The sequence below is a fragment of the Mesorhizobium sp. Cs1321R2N1 genome, from assembly GCF_037179725.1.
Lineage (GTDB): Bacteria > Pseudomonadota > Alphaproteobacteria > Rhizobiales > Rhizobiaceae > Mesorhizobium > Mesorhizobium salmacidum.
Window position 1 is genome coordinate 14690 of the sequence record NZ_JAPYKP010000060.1, and the last position, 17622, is coordinate 32311.

The following is a 17622-nucleotide window of genomic DNA, read 5'->3' on the forward strand; positions in this document are numbered from 1 at the left end:
TCGCCGCCGGCATGTCGCAAGGCGAAGCCAACAGGGTAAGCGCAATAGAAGGGATCGCAATTTATGGCCTCTGTCACCATCAGCAACATAAGGAAGGAGTATGGCGCCGTCGAGGTGATCCCTGGGCTCGATCTTTCGATCGAAGATGGCCAGTTCGTCGTGCTGTTGGGGCCGTCCGGGTGCGGCAAGTCCACTCTGCTACGCATGATAGCCGGTCTTGAGCCAATCACGTCCGGTGCGATCGCCATCGGCGACAGGGTCGTCAATACTCTTCATCCCAAGGATCGCAACATCGCGATGGTCTTCCAGAATTATGCGCTTTACGCCCACATGACGGTCTTCGACAACATGGCCTTTTCCATGCAGTTGAAGAAACGCTCCAAGGAAGAAATCAATCAGAAGGTGGGATGGGCGGCGTCGATCCTCAACCTCACTCCCTATCTCGAACGGTATCCCCGCCAGCTTTCGGGCGGCCAGCGGCAGCGCGTTGCCATGGGCCGAGCCATCGTGCGCGATCCAACCGTATTCCTGTTTGACGAGCCGCTGTCCAACCTCGACGCCAAACTGCGCGTGCAGATGCGGACGGAAATCAAGGAACTCCATCAGCGGTTGAAGACCACCACCGTCTACGTCACGCACGACCAGATCGAGGCTATGACCATGGCCGATGTCATCGTCATCATGCGCGACGGCCACGTCGAGCAGATCGGGCGGCCGCTTGATGTCTACGATCACCCCGCAAATCTCTTTGTCGCCTCGTTCATCGGCTCGCCTGCAATGAATTTGTTCCATGGCGAGGTGGCGCCCGAGCGCGATGCCTGGGTGGTGCGGACAGACAAGCTATCTCTCCCGCTGCCGCCGAAGGCTGCGGTCCGGCCCGGGCAGAAGGTGATCTATGGTATTCGCCCCGAACATCTTCGACCGGTGGCCAACTGGAGCGGCATCCCGACGACGGTCAACGTTGTGGAGCCGACCGGCCCCGAGATTCATATCTTTGCAAGCATGGGCGACAGCACGATCTGCTCGGTGCTGCATGATCGCATGGAACTCTCTCCCGGAGCCGTGATCCATCTGGAGCCGATGCCTGACCGAATCCACCTGTTCGATCAAGACAGCGGCAAAAGACTGGACAAGGAGAGCAATTGAATGGCGCGGATCGTTATCCTCGGCGCCGGCGTCATGGGCTCTGCCATGACCCTTCCGGCCGCTCACGCGGGTAACCGCATCACTCTCGTTGGCACCCATCTCGATGAGGAAATCATTGGCTCCGTGGCGGGCACAGGTCATCATCCGCGCCTCAACATTACTCTACCTGGCGCAGTAACCGCCTGTTCCTGGACTGCCTTCGGGGCAGCGATGAAGGAGGGGCCCGATCTGCTTGTACTCGGCGTCTCGTCGGCCGGCGTTCCCTGGGCGATCGACCGCATTGCTGAGAGCATCGAGTCGCCAGTGCCGATACTGATGATCACAAAAGGCCTCGCCGCGAGCGACGCAGGCATTGAAATCCTGCCACATCTGCTCGCTCGCGAGATTGAACGGCGCACCGCCTTGACCATCCCAGTGATGGCTGTCGGCGGACCCTGCATTGCCGGCGAGCTGGCGGCACAGCGTGATACCTCAGTGATTGTGGCCGGGCACGACCCGGACCAGATTGCTGCGGCGTCCCACATTCTGCGAGCTCCCTTCTATCACATGCGACCGTCGTCCGATCTCGTCGGTGTCGAGATCTGCGCCGCTTTCAAGAATTTCTACACGCTGGCGGTTGGCGCTCCGATCGGACTGCTGGAGCGCGACCACAAGGCGCCAAATGGTGCCCTCATGCACAACCTTGCCTCGTCCCTTTTTTCGCAATCGCTCGCCGAGATGGCCATTTTGGTCGAAGCCCTGGGCGGAAGAATCGAAACAGTGCAGGGACTGGCTGGCTCCGGTGATCTTTATGTGACCTGCCAAGCCGGCCGCAACGGCCGCATGGGACGCTTGCTTGGCCGCGGCTTGCCTTATTCCGTAGCCAAGCGGGAACATATGAGCTCGGACACGGTCGAGGGCGCGCAACTGGCGCTGGATCTTGGCCAAACATTGGAGAAAATGATGGCGCAAGGTTTACTTCCGGGCGATCACCTGCCGCTGACGGCTGCCATCATCGACGCGATTTGCCATGATGCCCCGCTGGGCTTGTCCTTCGACCGCTATCACCGGTGCTAAGGACGATGCCAGAAAGTCAACCAACGCTTGATATCGATTCGGACACGGCGCCGCCGAGCCGTTCGTAGCCCGCGCAGTGGACAGAATGTTGTGATGGAGAAACCACCCCGAAAAAAACGTGATGGCCGCCACGCCGTAACCAGCTCCGTCTCGACGGATCGTGAGGAAGGGCTCCTCGTCCGCGCCGCCTGGCTGGCGTATGTCGGAGACCTCACGCAAGCCCAAATCGCCAAGTCCCTTGGCCTAACTCGCCTTCGCGTCAATCGAATGCTGGCGCAGGCCCGCGAGCGGGGGATAGTTCAGATCCGCATCAATTCGAAGGTGGCGAACTGCATTGAGCTGGAGAACCGGTTGCGTCATAGCTACGGCGTCTCGGATCCAATCGTGGTTCCGACACCGCCCGATCCTGCTCTGCTACCCCAAGTCATCGCAGCCGCCGCCGGGCAAGCCCTGTCGCTCAGGATCCGCGACGGGATATCGGTGGGCGTGGGATGGGGTCGCACGCTCCAACTCAGCCTCCGGTCGGTGACTGTACGTCCGGTCAAAGGGATGTCCGTCGTTTCCTTGCTCGGCGGACTGACGCGCGGGTCGGCGATCAACATCTATGAGATGGCGTCGCGGCTCGCTGCGCTCTACGAGGCGGAATGTTTCTACATCGCCGCACCGGTGTTCACCGATACCGAGGCCACGCGCGATCTGCTGATGCGCCAGTCGATCCTGGAAGACGCCTTCACACATGCCCGCGACGTCGATGCCGCTTTCGTCTCGGTCGGTGCGGTGCATAAGGACGCAACCATTTTTCGGATCGGGCTGATAGGCGAGGACGATCTCATATCGCTGCACCAGGCAGGCGCCGTCGGCGATATTTGCGGCCACTGGATCGATGCCGATGGACAGCTCGTCGATCACCCGCTCAACCATCGTGTGATAGGCCTCGCTCCTGAAAGCCTGCGCGACATCGACACCGTCATCCTGCCCTCCGGTGGCCTCGACAAGGTTCCGGTGCTGCGCGCGGTGCTGCGTCTCGGTGTCGTCGATGTTTTGATCACGGACGAGCAAACCGCCGCGGCGATCCTTGCAGAAAAGCCCTAGCTTAGACGGGCCTTTGGCATCGGTTGCCAAAGATCGAGTGAAACAGCGCCTTGCGCGCGGCTGCAACGGGCCAGGACAAAGCCACGACCACCTTCTTATTCAGTGGTCGCAGGGTCAATCCCTGCATCGCCTACCAGCCAGCGCACCGATCCCGTTGGATATCACGCTCAAAGCGTCCACTGAAAAAGGCAACTGGCGCGAACTTATCGCATGACCGCTAAATCAGTCCTCTGCGAACGTTTAGGTGAGTGAACGCCGTCACCAGGATTGCACCGACCATGAAGTAGAGCGTGGGAATGGCGTGGCCGTTGTGGAACTGGAAACCAGCACAAAGGAGGGCTAGCACAACGGCGAGAAAGGCGGTTAGACGCGAGAAGTTATCCGACATGGGGCGACCTTTGAAAACGGGTGGCCGCCCTCAATCGGCCGCGCGCTCAATAAAGCGCTTTGCACCGTCCTGCAAGCTCGGCCTGGTGTAGGCTCTTGGCCCGACACAACCCGACGCTCACAGGTTCTCCACTGTGCCCTGTTGGGGGCGGAGCGGGCTGGCGAAGCCCGTGATGACACATTTGCCACTCTGGCGCCTCCCGTGGACTGGTGCGGGCCGGGCATGGCGGGTATCGAAATCCTGCCGTCGAACACGCTCCTGATCCTCGCAATCTCGCTACGCGAATAGCCGCGACCAGAACCTGCCGAGTGCACACAATTTACGCAGAATACGACCCTTTTCGCCACGTTTCGATCTCTCAGTGCACACGGAGCGCACACAAAAACGGCCACCTACACGAAACTCTCGTCCGGCTCCTGGCGTGTCCAAGTCCGTCGCAAAGATCGCTACGTCAGCGAGACCTTCCTGCGCCCCGACGACGCACGGTGCTGGGGACCGAAACCGAGCGCCAGGTCGATCGCGGTGAGACGCCGACCAAGTCTCCTTTAAGACATCTGGGGAAGTGTAACCTCGCAGCTCTCGATCGCGAACGGCTAATTCGTTTTGGTCGCGATGGGGCCGCCCAAGGTGCCGGACTCGTCTCCACCGAAATAGGCCAGGAGGAAGAGGAAATGGAAATCTCTGACGAGGGAGATCTTATCGAGAGCTGGACTCCAAGTTTCTGCAGATAGTTAAGCCCTGCCGTTCGTACGGATTTACGCGGCTTGTGTCGAACGACCACATCAACTTTGTAATCGAGCCGGCCCAGGCACCGAACAAGGCGATCGATTGAAAACTTCCCCGTACGGCCGGTGACGATCGCTGATACGTCTGGCTGTTTCATGCCAAGCAGTTGAGCCGATTTCGCCTGGGTCAGGCGCCGACGCTTGATAATGGCGCGGATCTCACGAGCCAGCTTGGCCTTGAGCAATTCGACCTCTTGCCGGAAATATTCCCGTTTGAGCAAAAGGGTCTGTGCCCGGCTCTCAAGAGTATTCGGGTAGCCCAGACCCCGGCTCTCGATAAGATTCGCGAGAGGCAGTGCCAGTTCGCCTCGAGGAATATATGTGACACGCCCCAGAGCAAAGCCGCAATCTGCAGGCTCCGCGCCGCCCACCAGGTTTTGTCGATATCAAGGTCGACGGCGCCCTCTTTCCACGGCGTCCATCCCTTGCCGGGCCGCTCGGTCAGATCACAATCGAGCATGCCGCAGATCATGCTTAAGTCGCGACTTATTGCCAAGCCTCGGGCAAACTGCCATCGCGGTGCTGCATCGCCTCCGCGATCACTTCGAAGACGCTGCCGACTTCCTCATAGATCTCGCTTACCGCGACGCCCTCTCGGTCCGCAGCTTCCATCACCTGGTCAACTAGATCGTTTATCGCGGCCGGGTCGTCGGTCACCGCATCCGGCAGATGCTCTGCCATCCACCGGTCGAGGAAATTGGCGCCGCGTGTGCTCATTTTTCCATAAGCATCCGGCGCATATTAGGTTCCGCTAGAATACAGGGAGCGCTGGGATCAAAGGGAACCCAATTAGGCAGATTCATCTACGTCAGCCCCTCTAAGGAACCTCGCCAGAACAGCGGTCGGTGATGCAGCAACGAAATTGCCTGTCGCCGCCGATCGGCTGACCCCTTAGTTCGTTCGGATGCTTTGTGCGAGCTGCCTTAAAGAGCGCATAAACCCTTAGCCGGCGAGACGACGCGGCCCCCCGCTAATCTCGCCGGTTAGGCTCGGCGTCCTTCAGGCAACCCTCTTGCTTCATGGCGCCGAGCCGACAAGACTCTGCTTGCCTTGACACCGCGCTACCCAGGCCAGAACGCTGCTGTCCCGAAGATCACGGCAATTCCGAGTGCCGCTAATGCCATGATCGCGACCATTGTGACCTCGAACGGGCCACCGCCATTCCCTTTGTCCGACATTATGGGTGATCCCCAACACACGCCACCAACCGTCGTGTGCCGGCCTCGTGAGGTCACTTACAATGTTAATGGTCTTCCTTGTATCTTCCAGGGAGGCCTTGCGATATCGCGGCCGCTCGGTTGTCGAGCGCCGCCTGCAAACGTGCAGCGACGACAAGGATGCTATCAGCGATCGGTTGAGGGATCAGCCTGGGTCATGGCTGGACTAACATTTGTTTCCCCGGAATGTTCCCGCTCGCCGGCACCGGAACCAAAGCGGAATATGACGATTTCCTAATGGAAGGGACCCAACGGACGCAAAACAATGGTTGAAATTTTCGAGATGGAGCTTGCCAAGGCCAGGCTGAGTGTAAACCAAGCTGAATCCGAACTCACACGTGTCGAACGGATGTTGGACAAGCGATATGGCGTGGGCATCGACATCACCCTCTGTGACACCGTACGAGACGCGCAAAGACGGGTCGCTGAAGCCAGAGAGCAGCTGAAGAAGGTGAAGGCCGGCGCCTAAGCTCGCCGCCGCCTAGACTCACGGCTATGGCCAAGGGCATCAACATCGGCGATGAGGTCGCCATCACCGCGACCGTTCGGCGGCGGGTGACGGAGGACCGGGTGAGCGTTTCCATCCCGTCTTATGGGCAGCCGCATTCGGTCATCGACACATCAACAAACGTGCAGAAGGGGCAGCACATCGAGTTGATCGGCAACGTTACGCACCTACTCGACAAAAACCGCGTAACGGTCAACCTGGGCATTCCCGTGACCGTCGATGCCGCTGTCGCCAGGCTGGTGAATGCCTACAAGCCGCCGACCAGAAAGGCGTCGCTGGTGGACAAGCCGACATGAGGGCGGGCCGCCAACCTGCAAGCAAGGAACCGCAACAGAAGCGCTCATGCCTTCCGACAAACGAAAGCGAAGGTTCGCTTTTCGCCCTTGGTCTCCGTGACACACGCACCCAGTTTTCCTCCTGACGCCATAATGTGAAAGGCTGGCCCATGTGTGCCCCTGCCGCCTTGAAGGGAAGCTGTGCCATGAGCATGCTCGAAGACACCACCGATCCGCTGGCCCTGATCTGAACCTGATATTGCGGCATGTCGCCCCCCGGGGATTGCTGTACCGTGAGTCAATCAGCTTTAGCTAAAATAGTTTCCGGAACTTTTGCCATGGCGGGATGTTGCTGGCCGCATGACGAAGCCTTCAGACCTTGGAACCGCCCATTAAGGGCAACCCGCACGAGCCCTCCGAGGAGGGCGACCTTTTCTATAAGTGCAAGATCTGCGGACAGCCGGTCGACATGCGCGATCTGCGTCAGGTGATGTGGCACGAGAAGCCGAGGCATGAGCGGCTGAAGCCCGAAGTCGTCAAAGGCTCCTGAAACGCAAAAAGCCCGCCGGCCGGAGCCAGCGGCTCAACGACAGAATGGTTGCTCACAGCCGGCGAACCGCCCTATGATCGGCAGGGTTGGGAATAAGATGGCGCCAAGGTTCATAGCAAAGCAGCTTTCCTGGCCGGCTGGTATTGCCGGCTGGCTCGTCCGAGCTGGTATGAACCGGGGCAACGCCCGGCTGAACAACTTCGCTCTCGATCAATTACAGCTGGTTCCGAAAGATCGAGTGCTGGAAGTCGGTTTCGGCGGCGGCGCAGCAGTGCAGCGCCTTCTCCCTGGCGCGTCATTCGTGTGCGGTGTTGATCGCTCCCGCGATGTGGTGAGCGCTGCCGCTCGCCAGTTTGCCGATGCGGTGCGCGACGGACGAGCAGAGTTTCACGTCGGCGCGGTTGAAAAGCTGCCCTTGCCGGATGCGACATTCGACAAAGCCCTCAGCGTCCACACAGTATACTTCTGGCAAAGCCTGAAAGCCGGATCTGCTGAGTTGGCACGAGTTCTCAGGCCCGGCGGGCGAATCGTTTTGGGCTTCCTTCCCAAGGCGCATATGGACCGGATGAACATGCCAGCAGATATCTTCATCCCACGTGAGCCGGACGAGATCACAGCTGCTCTGCAAGGTGTGGGGTTCAGCGAGACGGAGGTTCGAAAACCGAACTCGGAGACGGCATGGGCCGTCGCGACAGGTATACGAAACTGAGCTATCCGCGTGCGGAACGCTGCGGCAACAAAGGTTCCGCCTGCTCTTTAGCATTCACTAATGCTGTCTGGACTCTCTCCCGCAATGGAAGCATTCTCTGCCCGGGAGACGGGCTTTGGGCAAAGACCAGCTTAATATAGGCGCCGATCAGGCTAACAGGTGGCGCAAAGGCACGTCCGGAACGCCCATGCGGCTGGTCTTGGTCACCGTGGCTGCTGCCGCTGCCTTCGCCACCCAATATGTCATGAACCATGCCGCATCGTTGCCATCGGCAATATCAACTTGGGTCGACCCTCTACCTCCGCCTTTGGGCGGGCGCGCCACGGTCATCGATGGTGACACTGTCGAGATCGCTGGCCAGCGAATTCGCTTCAATGGCATCGATGCGCCGGAGAGCAAACAGTATTGCAATGACGCCAAGGGCTTCGAATATCCTTGCGGTCGACAAGCTGCCCAGGCCCTAGACGAATTCCTGGCTGCATCGAGACCGCTCTACTGCGGCTTCGTGGATCGCGACCGATACGGCCGGCTTGTCGGCGATTGCTACCGAGCCGATCTCAAAAGCGTCCAGAAGTGGCTTGTCGCACAGGGCCTCGCTCTAGACTGGCCCCGCTATTCGAAGGGGGCATTCGCAACCGAGCAGGCGTCCGCTAAGGCGGCCAAGCGAGGCCTATGGCAGGGCCACTTCGATCAGCCCTGGGACTGGCGAGCCGCCAATGCCGATAAGGTGGAGACGGTCAGCGAACAGTCAACCGGCTTCGGGCTTCTCGGCAACCTCACCTGCATTATCAAAGGCAACATCTCGATCAACACCGGAGAGCACATCTACCACGTTCCCGGCCAGGAACATTACTGGGAGACGAAGATCAGCCCGCAGTACGGCGAGCGCTGGTTCTGCAGCGAGGCTGAGGCGCAAGCGGCCGGCTGGAGGAAAGCGCGGCGGTGACGGGCACCGATCAATGGCCGGCCGTGCCGGTCTACAACCCCCGTGATTACGCTCTCATCCTAAAGCTTTCGGAAGCCGGTGATCTGCCGCCGACCTGGGACGAGTGGTGGGAGAAATTCAGAGCGTCCGAAGCTGAGCAACGTCGCCGGGGCTCTCCCGCAATTAGGGTACGTGTCCACCCCGGAAAGTTCAAAGCTTGGCTTCAGGACAACTCGCTCTCGTCATCGGAGCAGACACGGCAGCAATTCGCGCAACAACTGCTCGATAGGAAAAGAGCCAGAAATGCACAGCGTCTTGCTGGCGAAATATCACCGGCTACATGGACCCAGGCTCCCGTCCGGCCACCACATTGTATGGACATGCCGGTAGAGGTGCTTGCCTACGTCCTGTTGACGATCGCGATAATATGCTCCGCCCTGGTCGCGCTGAAGGATGGCTGGCACGATTGGATGGTGCGCCAACTGCTCAATTGGCCCCCCTTGTAGCAATTGGATACCGAACGGCGCTGTTAACTGGTTGTTGGAAAGGGATCGTTTAGCGTTCGCTGATGGAAACCGTTTTCGACGATCTGACCCGCGCCGTGAAGGTGCCTCTGATCACCCATGCGAAGAGATTCGCGCCTGTTGCTGCAGCGCTGGCGCTCAGCACGGTGTTCGCCCTGGCCAAGGCTCCATCGTTTCCAGGTGACAAGCGACGATGCGATGGCTGCCTGTCGGGCTGGTGAAATCGACATCCTCGACCACGGCGTCCGATGCCGACCCTTCTTGTGTGAAATTGGTGATCGTCGGCTCGCAAACACCGATCGCCGGGACGGCGCCGGTGATCTCCTGGCGCTTTCCGCTTGAAGCGACGTCACCCCATCACCGGCGCAGCGTTCAAACCATTGCCAAGGGTCCAGACGATGAGGCTTGCGGCTTGAGCTCCGGCGCTGCCGGTGTAGACGATATCGGCCGTCACCAGCGCGCAAGCCTGGCAGACGAAGAAATTTAGCCAGCCGCCGGAGATGAACCCCAAAACTGCTTCACGTGCGCTCCATTCCGTCGCGGCGGCGCCGTTGACGGTCAATCCGACGCCCGAAGATCCGAATGGGCTCTCGCGAACGGCACCGACCACCATGACGTCATTTGCGCCGAAATAATCAGCCCCGGCAAAAAAATCCCTGGATAAGCACCCAGCGGTTACAGCCCTCGTTTGCGGTTTCGATTGTCACCCGCCCGCCCCCTGTCTGACCGGCGACGGCCATGTCAGTGCTCGTGGCGCCTAGTGGAGCGATATGCCCTTCGACGAGTTCGACTGCCTTGTCGGCGATCGGCATTAACTCCGTTTCTACGAAGGCCTCAAGCTTGGCCGGGATCTCTTGCGCGTCCGTGTCGGGATCGGCCATGAGATGCGCGGGGTATTTTTCGGCTGCGGTATGGGCAGCATCGCGGAGGTCATTCATGGCAGCATGATGCTGTCGCTTTGTCCGTCGGCCTGGCGGCGCTCATGGAGATGCCGGGTGATGGCTGTGGCGAGCAGATCGCGCTCTCGCTCGTTGGGTACTCGACCGAGGTGATTGATCAGCGCCTGAACGCAGCTCGTGACCAGGGCTTGGGTGTAGCCGGCGTCATTGCTCATCGGTACTGCCTTTCTCGTCCAGTGCCCTGCGCTTGGCTGCCCCACGGTTGACTTCCGCAAGCCTGGCCTCAACTTTTTGGCCGAACACGCGGCGCAGCACGCGCTCCCGGATCGCGGCCTGGTGCGCCTTGAACCCCAGGGTCTCATTCATGGTTAGCGGCGTCCCGTCCGCGCTTCACCGCCAAGGTGAAATTGTTGACGTCGGAGGGACCCTTGCATTCGGTGTCGCAGCACCATAGGCTTCCGGCGCGGCTCACCATGTCGCCAGGCAGATATGTGCGCGTGTGATCGAACACGCCGCGGAAGATCGGCGCGATGGTGACGTAGTGGGTCGATCTGAGACTTCGCCATTTCGGATGATCCGGCGAACAACTGTTCTGCCGCCATCTTCGATCAATTCGTCGATTTCGAAGGGCTCGCTCGAGCTTGGCCGCGCGGGCTTCAATCTCGGCGAAGCGTTCGTCGAAGCCGGAGGCGCTTCGAGGAATTCAGAACCGACCGGTGGAACTGGCCAAGGCCAACGCGTGCGGCGATGTCGATTTCCTGGCCGCCATGTTTGAGGTGCTGCTCGAACTAGATGCCTTCATGCTTCGAAGGTAGCGCGGGGAATTTGTGCGTTACGGTTTAGCGTCACGCCGAAATTCACTTCAGGTCGAAGCGCATGCGCCGCAGCAGCGCCGCCAAGATCTTTGCCGGGTCGTCGTCGTCCCATGCGGGCAGATCACCATTCGTCAACAGGCCGTCGATGGTGTCGGCGATCTTGTCGTGCTTGCGCCTGGCACGACATGCGCGGCCGCGCAGCTTGGCGAGTTCCCGCCGCCTGCTCATCTGGTGTCAGCGATCGCTGCGGCCGGCCGACTTTACGCTCAGCCACTCACGACGCCCACCTGTGCGCCGGCGCCGCAGGAACCAATGCTGCCGGCGCCTGTTGATTCTGCGAAGGGATGGCAAACCGAAAGGGTGCCGAAAAATGGTTGACCTTACAGTTCTGGAAATGGCCGCGGCCAGGCAGCGCGTCAAGCGAGCCGAGTTCTCCGTCAAGCAGGCAAAGGCGATGCTCGACGACAATCACGGGATTGCGATCAGCCTTGCCCTTTGCAGCCGCATACGAGCCGGGCAAGCGCGCGCGAAAGCCGCCCGTCGGCGTCTGCTGAAAATCGCTCCACCCACAAGCGTGCGTTGAGGAGCCGCTACCATGACGATGCTGTTCGAACCACTTGACTCGAACTACGAAGAGCGCGCCGATCTCCACCGAGCCGCTCGGCTTGCGATGCTGCATGAGAGGCTGGCTAAGCGCCTTGAGCGCATTGACCGCGCCGCCGACGAGGTTGAGCGCGCCGCGGATCTCTTGGTCGATGTGACGCACGGCTCGGCCGTCGACGCTTTCCAGGACGCAGTGCGCAGCAATTCCTCGGCGGCTTTCCTTCGCCTGGATGCAGGCCAAACCTTGGGAATGTGACTTCGGCGGGCGGCAACCGGCGCCGACCGAAAAATGGGAATTCTTACGCTTTTGCCCAACACCGGAGCCCAGCGGTCGGCACCTCAACGGTGCGTGGAAAAGCCGACGGCCCCGGGGGAAGTTGCAACTTTTCGCGGCGATGCTGCTACGGACCGCTTGGCTCGAAAACTCCCACGATTGCAGATTGGTCATTGTTCTGGCCCGAACCGTCACGCCCCTTGGGCGTACCAGCAAAATCAATATGTTAGTTCGCTCATTCAAATTTCGGTCCCCATAAGTGACCCGAGAAGCAGTGCTACGGCAGCCGCTTCAGCTGCTGCGCGATAGCCGAGTCGCAGCAGCATTCGCGGCAACCTCAATGTGTCGCCTGATCTGGGCTACGATGCGCAAAGGTTGGGTGGATGGTTCTCAAGCCATCAACCATCGATGCGAGGCGAGCGTCGAAGCTGCCGTCAACCACAATGTCTACACGCCGCAGTCCGCTCGGAACTCGGATGATGACGATCCACTGTATCGGTTCACTACGCGACTGACCGTCGCCGGAATATCCCCCCTCCCCAGAGGAACGGACGGGCGACACCTATGAGGTCACAATCTATGACGACAGCTTGGGCTCAGGCGACATTCGTGCGACGCTCAAGGATGTGCAGGAGCGCGACGAGCACGGCCCGTCCAAATATCGTCAATACCGCGGTAGGCAGATTCCGATCTACAAGCCACTCCCCGGCATGGGGCTCATCGACAAGATCCGCGGCGAGCCACGATGGACACCTTGGCTTTCGTGTCTCCCCACGCTTTAGAAGCGACGCACTCGCGCTGCTGAGCAACGGACGACCTCTGTTCCTGGCAAAACACGAGCGCAAAACGAACCGCACGCGCTGGATCAGAGCGCGAGCTTGCAAACGACCGACCCTACAGAAATTCTCCCATAAGCACACGCAATCCGGGCTGAGGCGCAACCCAGAAAGTTTGAAAAGCTTCCAGGAACCCCAAGCAACTGGACGCCGCGGCGGGCAATGCGGTTCTCGGATATCCGGTGAACATCAGCATTGGAGCGGTTAATATCGTCGAGAGGAGAATGGTCTGTCCGTCGTGAGAACGAAAAAGAAGAGAAGCGAACTTTCGTGTGCGATTTTCGCACACGACCTCCCGTAACTGCCTGATACATTGCATTATACGCCCGTCCATCATGGGCGCCACGGCCACGCGTCGACCGAGACCGCCATCACTCATATCGCCCTCTGGCGTTAGGCCTGCCAAGGCCATTTTGCACATTCGTTCCGAACCTGAGTACGAGTAAGACCCAGGTCTGCAAGCTGATGGTCTTCGAGCTCGGCCAATTGTTCGCGTTGGCAGTGGAGTTGGATCCAGCGCGATACCATCACAATCGCTCCTGTCACATTGTTGGCGATGTGACGGACATATGTCGGCAGTGACGACAAGGGCCTCCGCGCTTCGGTCAGCGGGTGATTGAACATTTCTCATCCTTTCGCCGCATCCATATTGACCTCTGGCGCTGGAATGCCTCAATCTACTGGCGTGTGCAAAGCATGGTTTCTCGTGCTAGCCCCAATTTTTCTCATGACGTGGTGCGAAATTGGCTCGCCGGTTGCCATCGCTAAATGCCCTCAAAGCCTTCGAGGCGGCGGCACGCCATGAGAGCTTCACCAGGGCTGCGGAAGAGCTGTCCGTGACCCAGGGCGCGGTGAGCCATCAGGTGAAGGCGCTCGAGCTCGAATTGGGCATCAGGCTGTTCGATCGCGAACGTCAAAAGCTGAGCATCACACGGGCCGGGCTCTCCTATCTGGAGGTGGTGCGCGATGCCTTTGACCGTATAAGTCTCGGCACGCAGCGCATCCAGCATCTATCACGGGCCGGAGCGCTGACGGTCAGCACGTCGCCCGACTTTGCCGCCAAATGGTTGGTCATCCGCCTTGGCCGGTTTGCGGAGACGCATCCAGCCATCGATCTCAGGATTTCCGCAACCATGCATCACGTCGACTTCGCCAGAGAGGATGTCGATCTTGCGGTGCGGCATGGCGATGGGAACTGGGTGGGGCATGACGTTGTCCACCTGTGCTCCGAGGAACTGTTCGCGGTCTGCAGTCCCAGACTGCACCAGCGGATGCGCGAGCCGTCCGATGTGCTGAAATTTCCGTTGCTGCATCTTGATGACCGAAAGGACTGGTCGCAATGGCTCAAGGCCGCTGGCGTGGTCGATGCCGAACTTTCCCACGGACCGGTCTTGAACCGCGCCAGCATGGTTATAGACGCCGCTGTCGACGGCCAGGGCGTTGCACTCGCCCGCACCACCCTTGCGGCGTGGGATCTCATCAACGGGCGCCTTGTCAGGCCGTTCGCCACGGCTCTGCGATTGTCCAAGACCTACTGGATCGTCTGTCCCAAGGCGACGTCGATGCTGCCCAAAGTCACGACATTCCGCGACTGGCTCTTGGCCGAGGCCGCAGATGACCTACGTCGCCTCAAGACGCTCGCTCCATGTAGTACTTCCAAATCGCGAACGCCTAGCGGCCGAGCATCCGGTACCGACCGGAAGCAGCAATTCGGGCCAACGCCGATTTAAGAGGCGCTGTGGCGCAAACCTGCTGTTCAACCGATGCTATGAAAGGACCGGATTTTGGGCCGAAAGCGAACGGTCCGCCTCGGCATGGCCGCGCATGAAAGCCGCCTTTTACTTCAAGGAGCAGCTCCGCTCTGGGCTCAGGACGCGATTTGGTGAGTACAAAACCGACCACAGGCAATATCAAGGGCGCCGCCTGGAAATTTTCCTGAAAGTCCGGCGGCCGTCTCGCCGACTCCCGGTGCAAAAGAAGCGGTTTGATGCTGCTGCCGCTCCCGTACGCGCCCTGCTAGTTGCCGATGTAGTCTGGTATTGCTGGCCGACTGCAGCATCCAGCAGCTGCGGCGCCTACACGTTGTCGCCGACCGTGAGAATGAAATCGACGTTTCGGCATGGACCATCGCCGAAATGGCCTTCTCGCCGGAGACGTCGGTGTAGCCGTAATCGCCAAACACAGCGAAGCGGTACAAGGTTTGCGGTGGATTCGTCGGCACGACGCTGAGCGCATAGTCGTGCGGCGCGGTGCTCGGCCGGGCGGCTCGCGCAGACCTGGATTGCCAATTGCGTGTGGGCCCGCTCTCTGGCGGAGAAGCGGGCCTGGGATGCAGGTGAAGAATACCGGCCGCGGGCCCCTCCCACCTCCTTGCACTGACCGCAGCGGAACACCATGCATGGCGCATGGTCGAGCCCCAGGCGGGCGCCTAGCGCCTGCAAGTCGATCTGGAGCGAATGATTGCAAATGGGAAGACCGCACGTGATGTAAAACGTCACTCGGTTGCGAATCGCATCAGCGCTGGTTTTGGACATGGTGGGCCTCAGAATGAAGAAATCGCCGCGCGGGGAATATGTGTTCCTCTCGCTGAATGTTTGACCGACCCGACACGTACGGAACCGGCCGGCATCAACAGGCGTTCTCTCGCATGCTCAAGAAAATTGCCTTTGCCGCCGTGCTCCTTCAAGTTGCCGCCTTCTCGGCGCTCCTAACGCAAACATTCCTTCTGGGATCTTCGGCCACGCAAGCGGCCAGCGTGCAAGGCGAGGCCGCTGTGGGCGTTACCGAGACGCAATGCGCTAGGGGGACTTGGCCCGCCATCCCGGTTCAGTGCCTGGAGAGGGTTCAAGCTCGGACGCTCACCCTCCCCATGACCGCGCAATAAACGGGCACCGAAAGCGCTGGCTGACTCAGAAATGTCGCCGAAACTGCAAAACATTCACTATGTCCTGAATCACCGGGGTGACTCCGGAACAAAGTCCGCCGGCAGGAAGTTAACGGCGCGAAGGGGTAATTAAACCAAACAGGGATCTTCGCAATGAAAACCATGCTCTTCGCCGCCCTGGCGTTCTGCATCGCCGCTCCGGCTGTTGCATCCGCTGCCGAAGCTGATGTCGTCGTCAGGACGCATCACAGGCATCATCACCACGGTACCGCGATCGTTATCAAAGATGGGCACCGCCTCCATCACCGCCACCACGGCAGGGTCGCTTTCTACGATCACGGCAGACGCCATTATCGCCACTCCACCACCGCCGTGGTCGTCAAAACCTCCCGTCATCACCGCCACCATCATCGCGTCGTCGTGCAAGGCAGCGACTACTGACGAGATTTTGGCCAGATCTATAAAAAAGGCCCGGTAGCCTAAAGCTGCCGGGCAGCGGCCGGCGTCGAGTTCATCCCGGAGAAATGGTGGCGCCGGCGCCCGAGTACGTGCTGGCGCACTCTGCGCGATTCTTACTTCTTCTTCGGAGCGTCAGCCGGGCTTGCGAGCGTGATGCCACCAGGGGCGCTGACCTGAACGTCAATGAATCCCCTTCGTCTTCGGTCCACACGTAGTGTTTGCCGCCATGCTCTAGCGCGAAAAAGGGCCTCCGGCTTGAGCCACAGGCCGGTCTTGTCGACCTTATCCCCAAACTCGAACCTGGCTTGGCCGTTCCGAAGAGGCGACCCGGCTGCCACGGAGGGTTTGGAGGGACCTTACGGCAGCCGGGTCCTGCCGGAGATCCTCCCGGCGGGCTTATCATTGGCTTATATTAGAAACAGTGCAAATACCCCCTTCGGTACGTTATAAGCGTGGCAAGGCGGGCCGACGTAACGGGCGAGCGTACGGCCTACAGAGACTCCCAGGCCAATGGCGGGCTAAAGGCGGCATTGATGAGCAGCTGAACGGCGAACGCGCCGTAGCGGTCCCGCTCGCGGTATGGCGTCATCGCATCAGTTGAACGTAAGATCGGCGAGCGAGAAACCCCAAATCCTCTAGCCTCGCAAAGTTTAGTCCTGATCCCCATCAGGACCGGTGGAGGAGTACCGGCGATCTCTTCGGTGCAAGACCGGTGCCAGCATCTGGTCCCGAAATGACGCATGGAACATCATAGTTCCTTGTCGGTTCTATCTTGGTGGATTTCACAAGGTAGAGGGCCGACCGTGTCAGCGTTTGAATTCGTCTATTTTTCTGGTTTGACGGCCAGTGATCTCTTAGGCGGCGTCGTCTCGTTGTTGGCGTGCTGTGTGCTCTACAACGTTATCGCAGAGGATCGTCCGAACCGGTAAATGCGGGAGCCGAACGCTTGGCCCGCCAGCTCCCTCCGGACGGCTTTTATGCCACCATGCGGGCACCTGGTATTCTTCGGCTGGTTCGAATGGCGGCAGCTCCCGTTTTGCAGCGGCTTGTCCGGAATGCCTCTGGGCAGTGATTACGATCCGGCAGAGCTCCGCCGATCACACCGTGGCGCCAATTAACGCGGAGTCCATCGCCGCGCAGTGGCGCGCGTGCACAAAACTCGACAGAGCGCCGACCCATCCAACGAGCGAGCGCGGACGAAGCACGCAGGTCTGGGCTGACGAAGCTGGAGAAGTGAAGATCTGATTGCAGGCATGGGCCACGGTACCCCATGGGGGACGGCCTCGCGACTGCCGGACATTATATGCTCGACGTAGGTATCTCTTCAACCCAGGAGATAGCCGGTTCTGGGGTCTCGGCGATGCCGAAGACGCGAGAAGGTGAGCGAGGGCTAGGTCCGCTTCGCCAAGGTCAGCTAAGCCAGGCGTTGAGACGACGCCATCAACATTCACCTTCGGGCAGCGTCTAAGGAACCGGCGCCGGCCAAGCCTGCGAAACCTGCTTTAAATGACTTGCAAGGAGGCGCAGGCTCGAGCTGTAAGAAGATCGAGGAGATCGTGTCCCAGGGAGTGGTGTAGCTGACGGTTTGGTCGCCGCGCTCTCCGGCAAGGGGCCGGGATGATCAGCGTGCCACAGCTGGCAGGCTGATGAGGGGATCATCGCTCATTTGGCTGATGG

The 17622-nt window shown here is 60.0% G+C and carries 21 protein-coding genes; 11 read left to right on the top strand and 10 right to left on the bottom strand.

All coding sequences use genetic code 11. The annotated features are described in order from the left end of the window. Positions 1 to 63: 63 nt before the first annotated feature. The 3 genes from O7A61_RS16865 (at position 64) to O7A61_RS16875 (ending at position 3294) form a co-directional block, all read left to right on the top strand. Positions 64 to 1146: an ABC transporter ATP-binding protein gene (locus O7A61_RS16865; RefSeq protein ID WP_337130767.1), complete on the top strand. Its 1083-nt coding sequence runs from the start codon at positions 64 to 66 to the stop codon at positions 1144 to 1146. Continuing rightward, positions 1147 to 2202, top strand: a complete 1056-nt coding sequence (locus O7A61_RS16870) for a hypothetical protein (RefSeq protein WP_337130768.1) — start codon at positions 1147 to 1149, stop codon at positions 2200 to 2202. It abuts the gene before it with no gap. Between the two features lie 267 nt (positions 2203 to 2469). Beyond that, on the top strand, positions 2470 to 3294 hold the full coding sequence (locus tag O7A61_RS16875) for a sugar-binding domain-containing protein (RefSeq protein WP_051442822.1): 825 nt from the start codon (positions 2470 to 2472) through the stop codon (positions 3292 to 3294). An 839-nt stretch (positions 3295 to 4133) separates the two neighbouring features. On the opposite strand, the gene O7A61_RS16880 is transcribed toward O7A61_RS16875, so the two are convergent. Together O7A61_RS16880 and O7A61_RS16885 are read right to left on the bottom strand one after the other, a co-directional pair. After that, a complete protein-coding gene (locus O7A61_RS16880) occupies positions 4134 to 4838 on the bottom strand; it encodes a helix-turn-helix domain-containing protein (protein ID WP_337130769.1) in 705 nt (234 codons plus the stop codon). A gap of 115 nt (positions 4839 to 4953) precedes the next feature. Beyond that, positions 4954 to 5184: a DUF768 domain-containing protein gene (locus O7A61_RS16885; RefSeq protein WP_337130770.1), complete on the bottom strand. Its 231-nt coding sequence runs from the start codon at positions 5182 to 5184 to the stop codon at positions 4954 to 4956. Between the two features lie 765 nt (positions 5185 to 5949). Here O7A61_RS16885 and O7A61_RS16890 point away from each other — a divergent pair. The 6 genes from O7A61_RS16890 to O7A61_RS16915 all read left to right on the top strand — a co-directional run bounded on the left by O7A61_RS16890 (position 5950) and on the right by O7A61_RS16915 (position 9396). Further along, positions 5950 to 6153, top strand: a complete 204-nt coding sequence (locus tag O7A61_RS16890; protein ID WP_337130771.1) for a hypothetical protein — start codon at positions 5950 to 5952, stop codon at positions 6151 to 6153. A gap of 26 nt (positions 6154 to 6179) precedes the next feature. After that, complete coding sequence (locus tag O7A61_RS16895; protein ID WP_337130772.1) at positions 6180 to 6488, top strand: hypothetical protein; 309 nt, start codon at positions 6180 to 6182, stop codon at positions 6486 to 6488. A 358-nt stretch (positions 6489 to 6846) separates the two neighbouring features. Continuing rightward, complete coding sequence (locus O7A61_RS16900; protein WP_337130773.1) at positions 6847 to 7017, top strand: hypothetical protein; 171 nt, start codon at positions 6847 to 6849, stop codon at positions 7015 to 7017. A 169-nt stretch (positions 7018 to 7186) separates the two neighbouring features. After that, complete coding sequence (locus tag O7A61_RS16905; protein ID WP_337130774.1) at positions 7187 to 7726, top strand: class I SAM-dependent methyltransferase; 540 nt, start codon at positions 7187 to 7189, stop codon at positions 7724 to 7726. A 115-nt stretch (positions 7727 to 7841) separates the two neighbouring features. Next, positions 7842 to 8672 carry a thermonuclease family protein gene (locus tag O7A61_RS16910; protein ID WP_337130775.1) on the top strand — a complete coding sequence of 277 codons (831 nt, stop codon included), beginning with the start codon at positions 7842 to 7844 and terminating at the stop codon, positions 8670 to 8672. A gap of 547 nt (positions 8673 to 9219) precedes the next feature. Beyond that, a complete protein-coding gene (locus O7A61_RS16915) occupies positions 9220 to 9396 on the top strand; it encodes a hypothetical protein (RefSeq protein ID WP_337130776.1) in 177 nt (58 codons plus the stop codon). Positions 9397 to 9524: 128 nt separating this feature from the next. Here O7A61_RS16915 and O7A61_RS16920 read toward each other — a convergent pair whose 3' ends face one another. The 4 genes from O7A61_RS16920 to O7A61_RS16935 all read right to left on the bottom strand — a co-directional run bounded on the left by O7A61_RS16920 (position 9525) and on the right by O7A61_RS16935 (position 10440). Continuing rightward, positions 9525 to 9737 (bottom strand): hypothetical protein, encoded by a 213-nt coding sequence (locus tag O7A61_RS16920; RefSeq protein WP_337130777.1) that lies wholly within the window; start codon positions 9735 to 9737, stop codon positions 9525 to 9527. 73 nt (positions 9738 to 9810) lie between these two features. After that, on the bottom strand, positions 9811 to 10113 hold the full coding sequence (locus O7A61_RS16925) for a hypothetical protein (RefSeq protein WP_337130778.1): 303 nt from the start codon (positions 10111 to 10113) through the stop codon (positions 9811 to 9813). Then, a complete protein-coding gene (locus O7A61_RS16930) occupies positions 10110 to 10289 on the bottom strand; it encodes a hypothetical protein (RefSeq protein ID WP_027146074.1) in 180 nt (59 codons plus the stop codon). The genes O7A61_RS16925 and O7A61_RS16930 overlap by 4 nt, the downstream gene beginning before the upstream one ends. Beyond that, positions 10279 to 10440, bottom strand: a complete 162-nt coding sequence (locus O7A61_RS16935; RefSeq protein ID WP_337130779.1) for a hypothetical protein — start codon at positions 10438 to 10440, stop codon at positions 10279 to 10281. The genes O7A61_RS16930 and O7A61_RS16935 overlap by 11 nt, the downstream gene beginning before the upstream one ends. 275 nt (positions 10441 to 10715) lie before the next feature. On the opposite strand from O7A61_RS16935, the gene O7A61_RS16940 reads away from it, so the two are divergent. Next, positions 10716 to 10889, top strand: a complete 174-nt coding sequence (locus tag O7A61_RS16940; RefSeq protein WP_337130780.1) for a hypothetical protein — start codon at positions 10716 to 10718, stop codon at positions 10887 to 10889. Between the two features lie 42 nt (positions 10890 to 10931). Here O7A61_RS16940 and O7A61_RS16945 read toward each other — a convergent pair whose 3' ends face one another. The 3 genes from O7A61_RS16945 to O7A61_RS16955 all read right to left on the bottom strand — a co-directional run bounded on the left by O7A61_RS16945 (position 10932) and on the right by O7A61_RS16955 (position 13226). Beyond that, positions 10932 to 11117 (bottom strand): hypothetical protein, encoded by a 186-nt coding sequence (locus O7A61_RS16945; RefSeq protein WP_337130782.1) that lies wholly within the window; start codon positions 11115 to 11117, stop codon positions 10932 to 10934. A 46-nt stretch (positions 11118 to 11163) separates the two neighbouring features. Then, a complete protein-coding gene (locus O7A61_RS16950; protein WP_337130783.1) occupies positions 11164 to 11940 on the bottom strand; it encodes a hypothetical protein in 777 nt (258 codons plus the stop codon). Between the two features lie 1055 nt (positions 11941 to 12995). Then, the gene (locus O7A61_RS16955; protein WP_337130784.1) at positions 12996 to 13226 is read right to left on the bottom strand and encodes a DUF1127 domain-containing protein; all 231 of its coding nucleotides are present in this window, start codon (positions 13224 to 13226) and stop codon (positions 12996 to 12998) included. A gap of 119 nt (positions 13227 to 13345) precedes the next feature. On the opposite strand from O7A61_RS16955, the gene O7A61_RS16960 reads away from it, so the two are divergent. Continuing rightward, positions 13346 to 14332: a transcriptional regulator GcvA gene (locus tag O7A61_RS16960; RefSeq protein WP_442921083.1), complete on the top strand. Its 987-nt coding sequence runs from the start codon at positions 13346 to 13348 to the stop codon at positions 14330 to 14332. A 1283-nt stretch (positions 14333 to 15615) separates the two neighbouring features. Here the strand turns inward: O7A61_RS16960 and O7A61_RS16965 are convergent. Continuing rightward, complete coding sequence (locus O7A61_RS16965; protein WP_337130786.1) at positions 15616 to 15912, bottom strand: hypothetical protein; 297 nt, start codon at positions 15910 to 15912, stop codon at positions 15616 to 15618. Positions 15913 to 17622: the final 1710 nt, after the last annotated feature.

Coding starts and splice junctions, on each gene's coding strand:
- O7A61_RS16865 (WP_337130767.1), top strand. CDS start 64: ATGGCCTCTGTCACCATCAGCAACATAAGGAAGGAGTATGGCGCCGTC.
- O7A61_RS16870 (WP_337130768.1), top strand. CDS start 1,147: ATGGCGCGGATCGTTATCCTCGGCGCCGGCGTCATGGGCTCTGCCATG.
- O7A61_RS16875 (WP_051442822.1), top strand. CDS start 2,470: ATGCTGGCGCAGGCCCGCGAGCGGGGGATAGTTCAGATCCGCATCAAT.
- O7A61_RS16885 (WP_337130770.1), bottom strand. CDS start 5,184: ATGAGCACACGCGGCGCCAATTTCCTCGACCGGTGGATGGCAGAGCAT.
- O7A61_RS16890 (WP_337130771.1), top strand. CDS start 5,950: ATGGTTGAAATTTTCGAGATGGAGCTTGCCAAGGCCAGGCTGAGTGTA.
- O7A61_RS16895 (WP_337130772.1), top strand. CDS start 6,180: ATGGCCAAGGGCATCAACATCGGCGATGAGGTCGCCATCACCGCGACC.
- O7A61_RS16905 (WP_337130774.1), top strand. CDS start 7,187: ATGAACCGGGGCAACGCCCGGCTGAACAACTTCGCTCTCGATCAATTA.
- O7A61_RS16915 (WP_337130776.1), top strand. CDS start 9,220: ATGGAAACCGTTTTCGACGATCTGACCCGCGCCGTGAAGGTGCCTCTG.
- O7A61_RS16925 (WP_337130778.1), bottom strand. CDS start 10,113: ATGAATGACCTCCGCGATGCTGCCCATACCGCAGCCGAAAAATACCCC.
- O7A61_RS16930 (WP_027146074.1), bottom strand. CDS start 10,289: ATGAGCAATGACGCCGGCTACACCCAAGCCCTGGTCACGAGCTGCGTT.
- O7A61_RS16935 (WP_337130779.1), bottom strand. CDS start 10,440: ATGAATGAGACCCTGGGGTTCAAGGCGCACCAGGCCGCGATCCGGGAG.
- O7A61_RS16945 (WP_337130782.1), bottom strand. CDS start 11,117: ATGAGCAGGCGGCGGGAACTCGCCAAGCTGCGCGGCCGCGCATGTCGT.
- O7A61_RS16950 (WP_337130783.1), bottom strand. CDS start 11,940: ATGACCAATCTGCAATCGTGGGAGTTTTCGAGCCAAGCGGTCCGTAGC.
- O7A61_RS16955 (WP_337130784.1), bottom strand. CDS start 13,226: ATGTTCAATCACCCGCTGACCGAAGCGCGGAGGCCCTTGTCGTCACTG.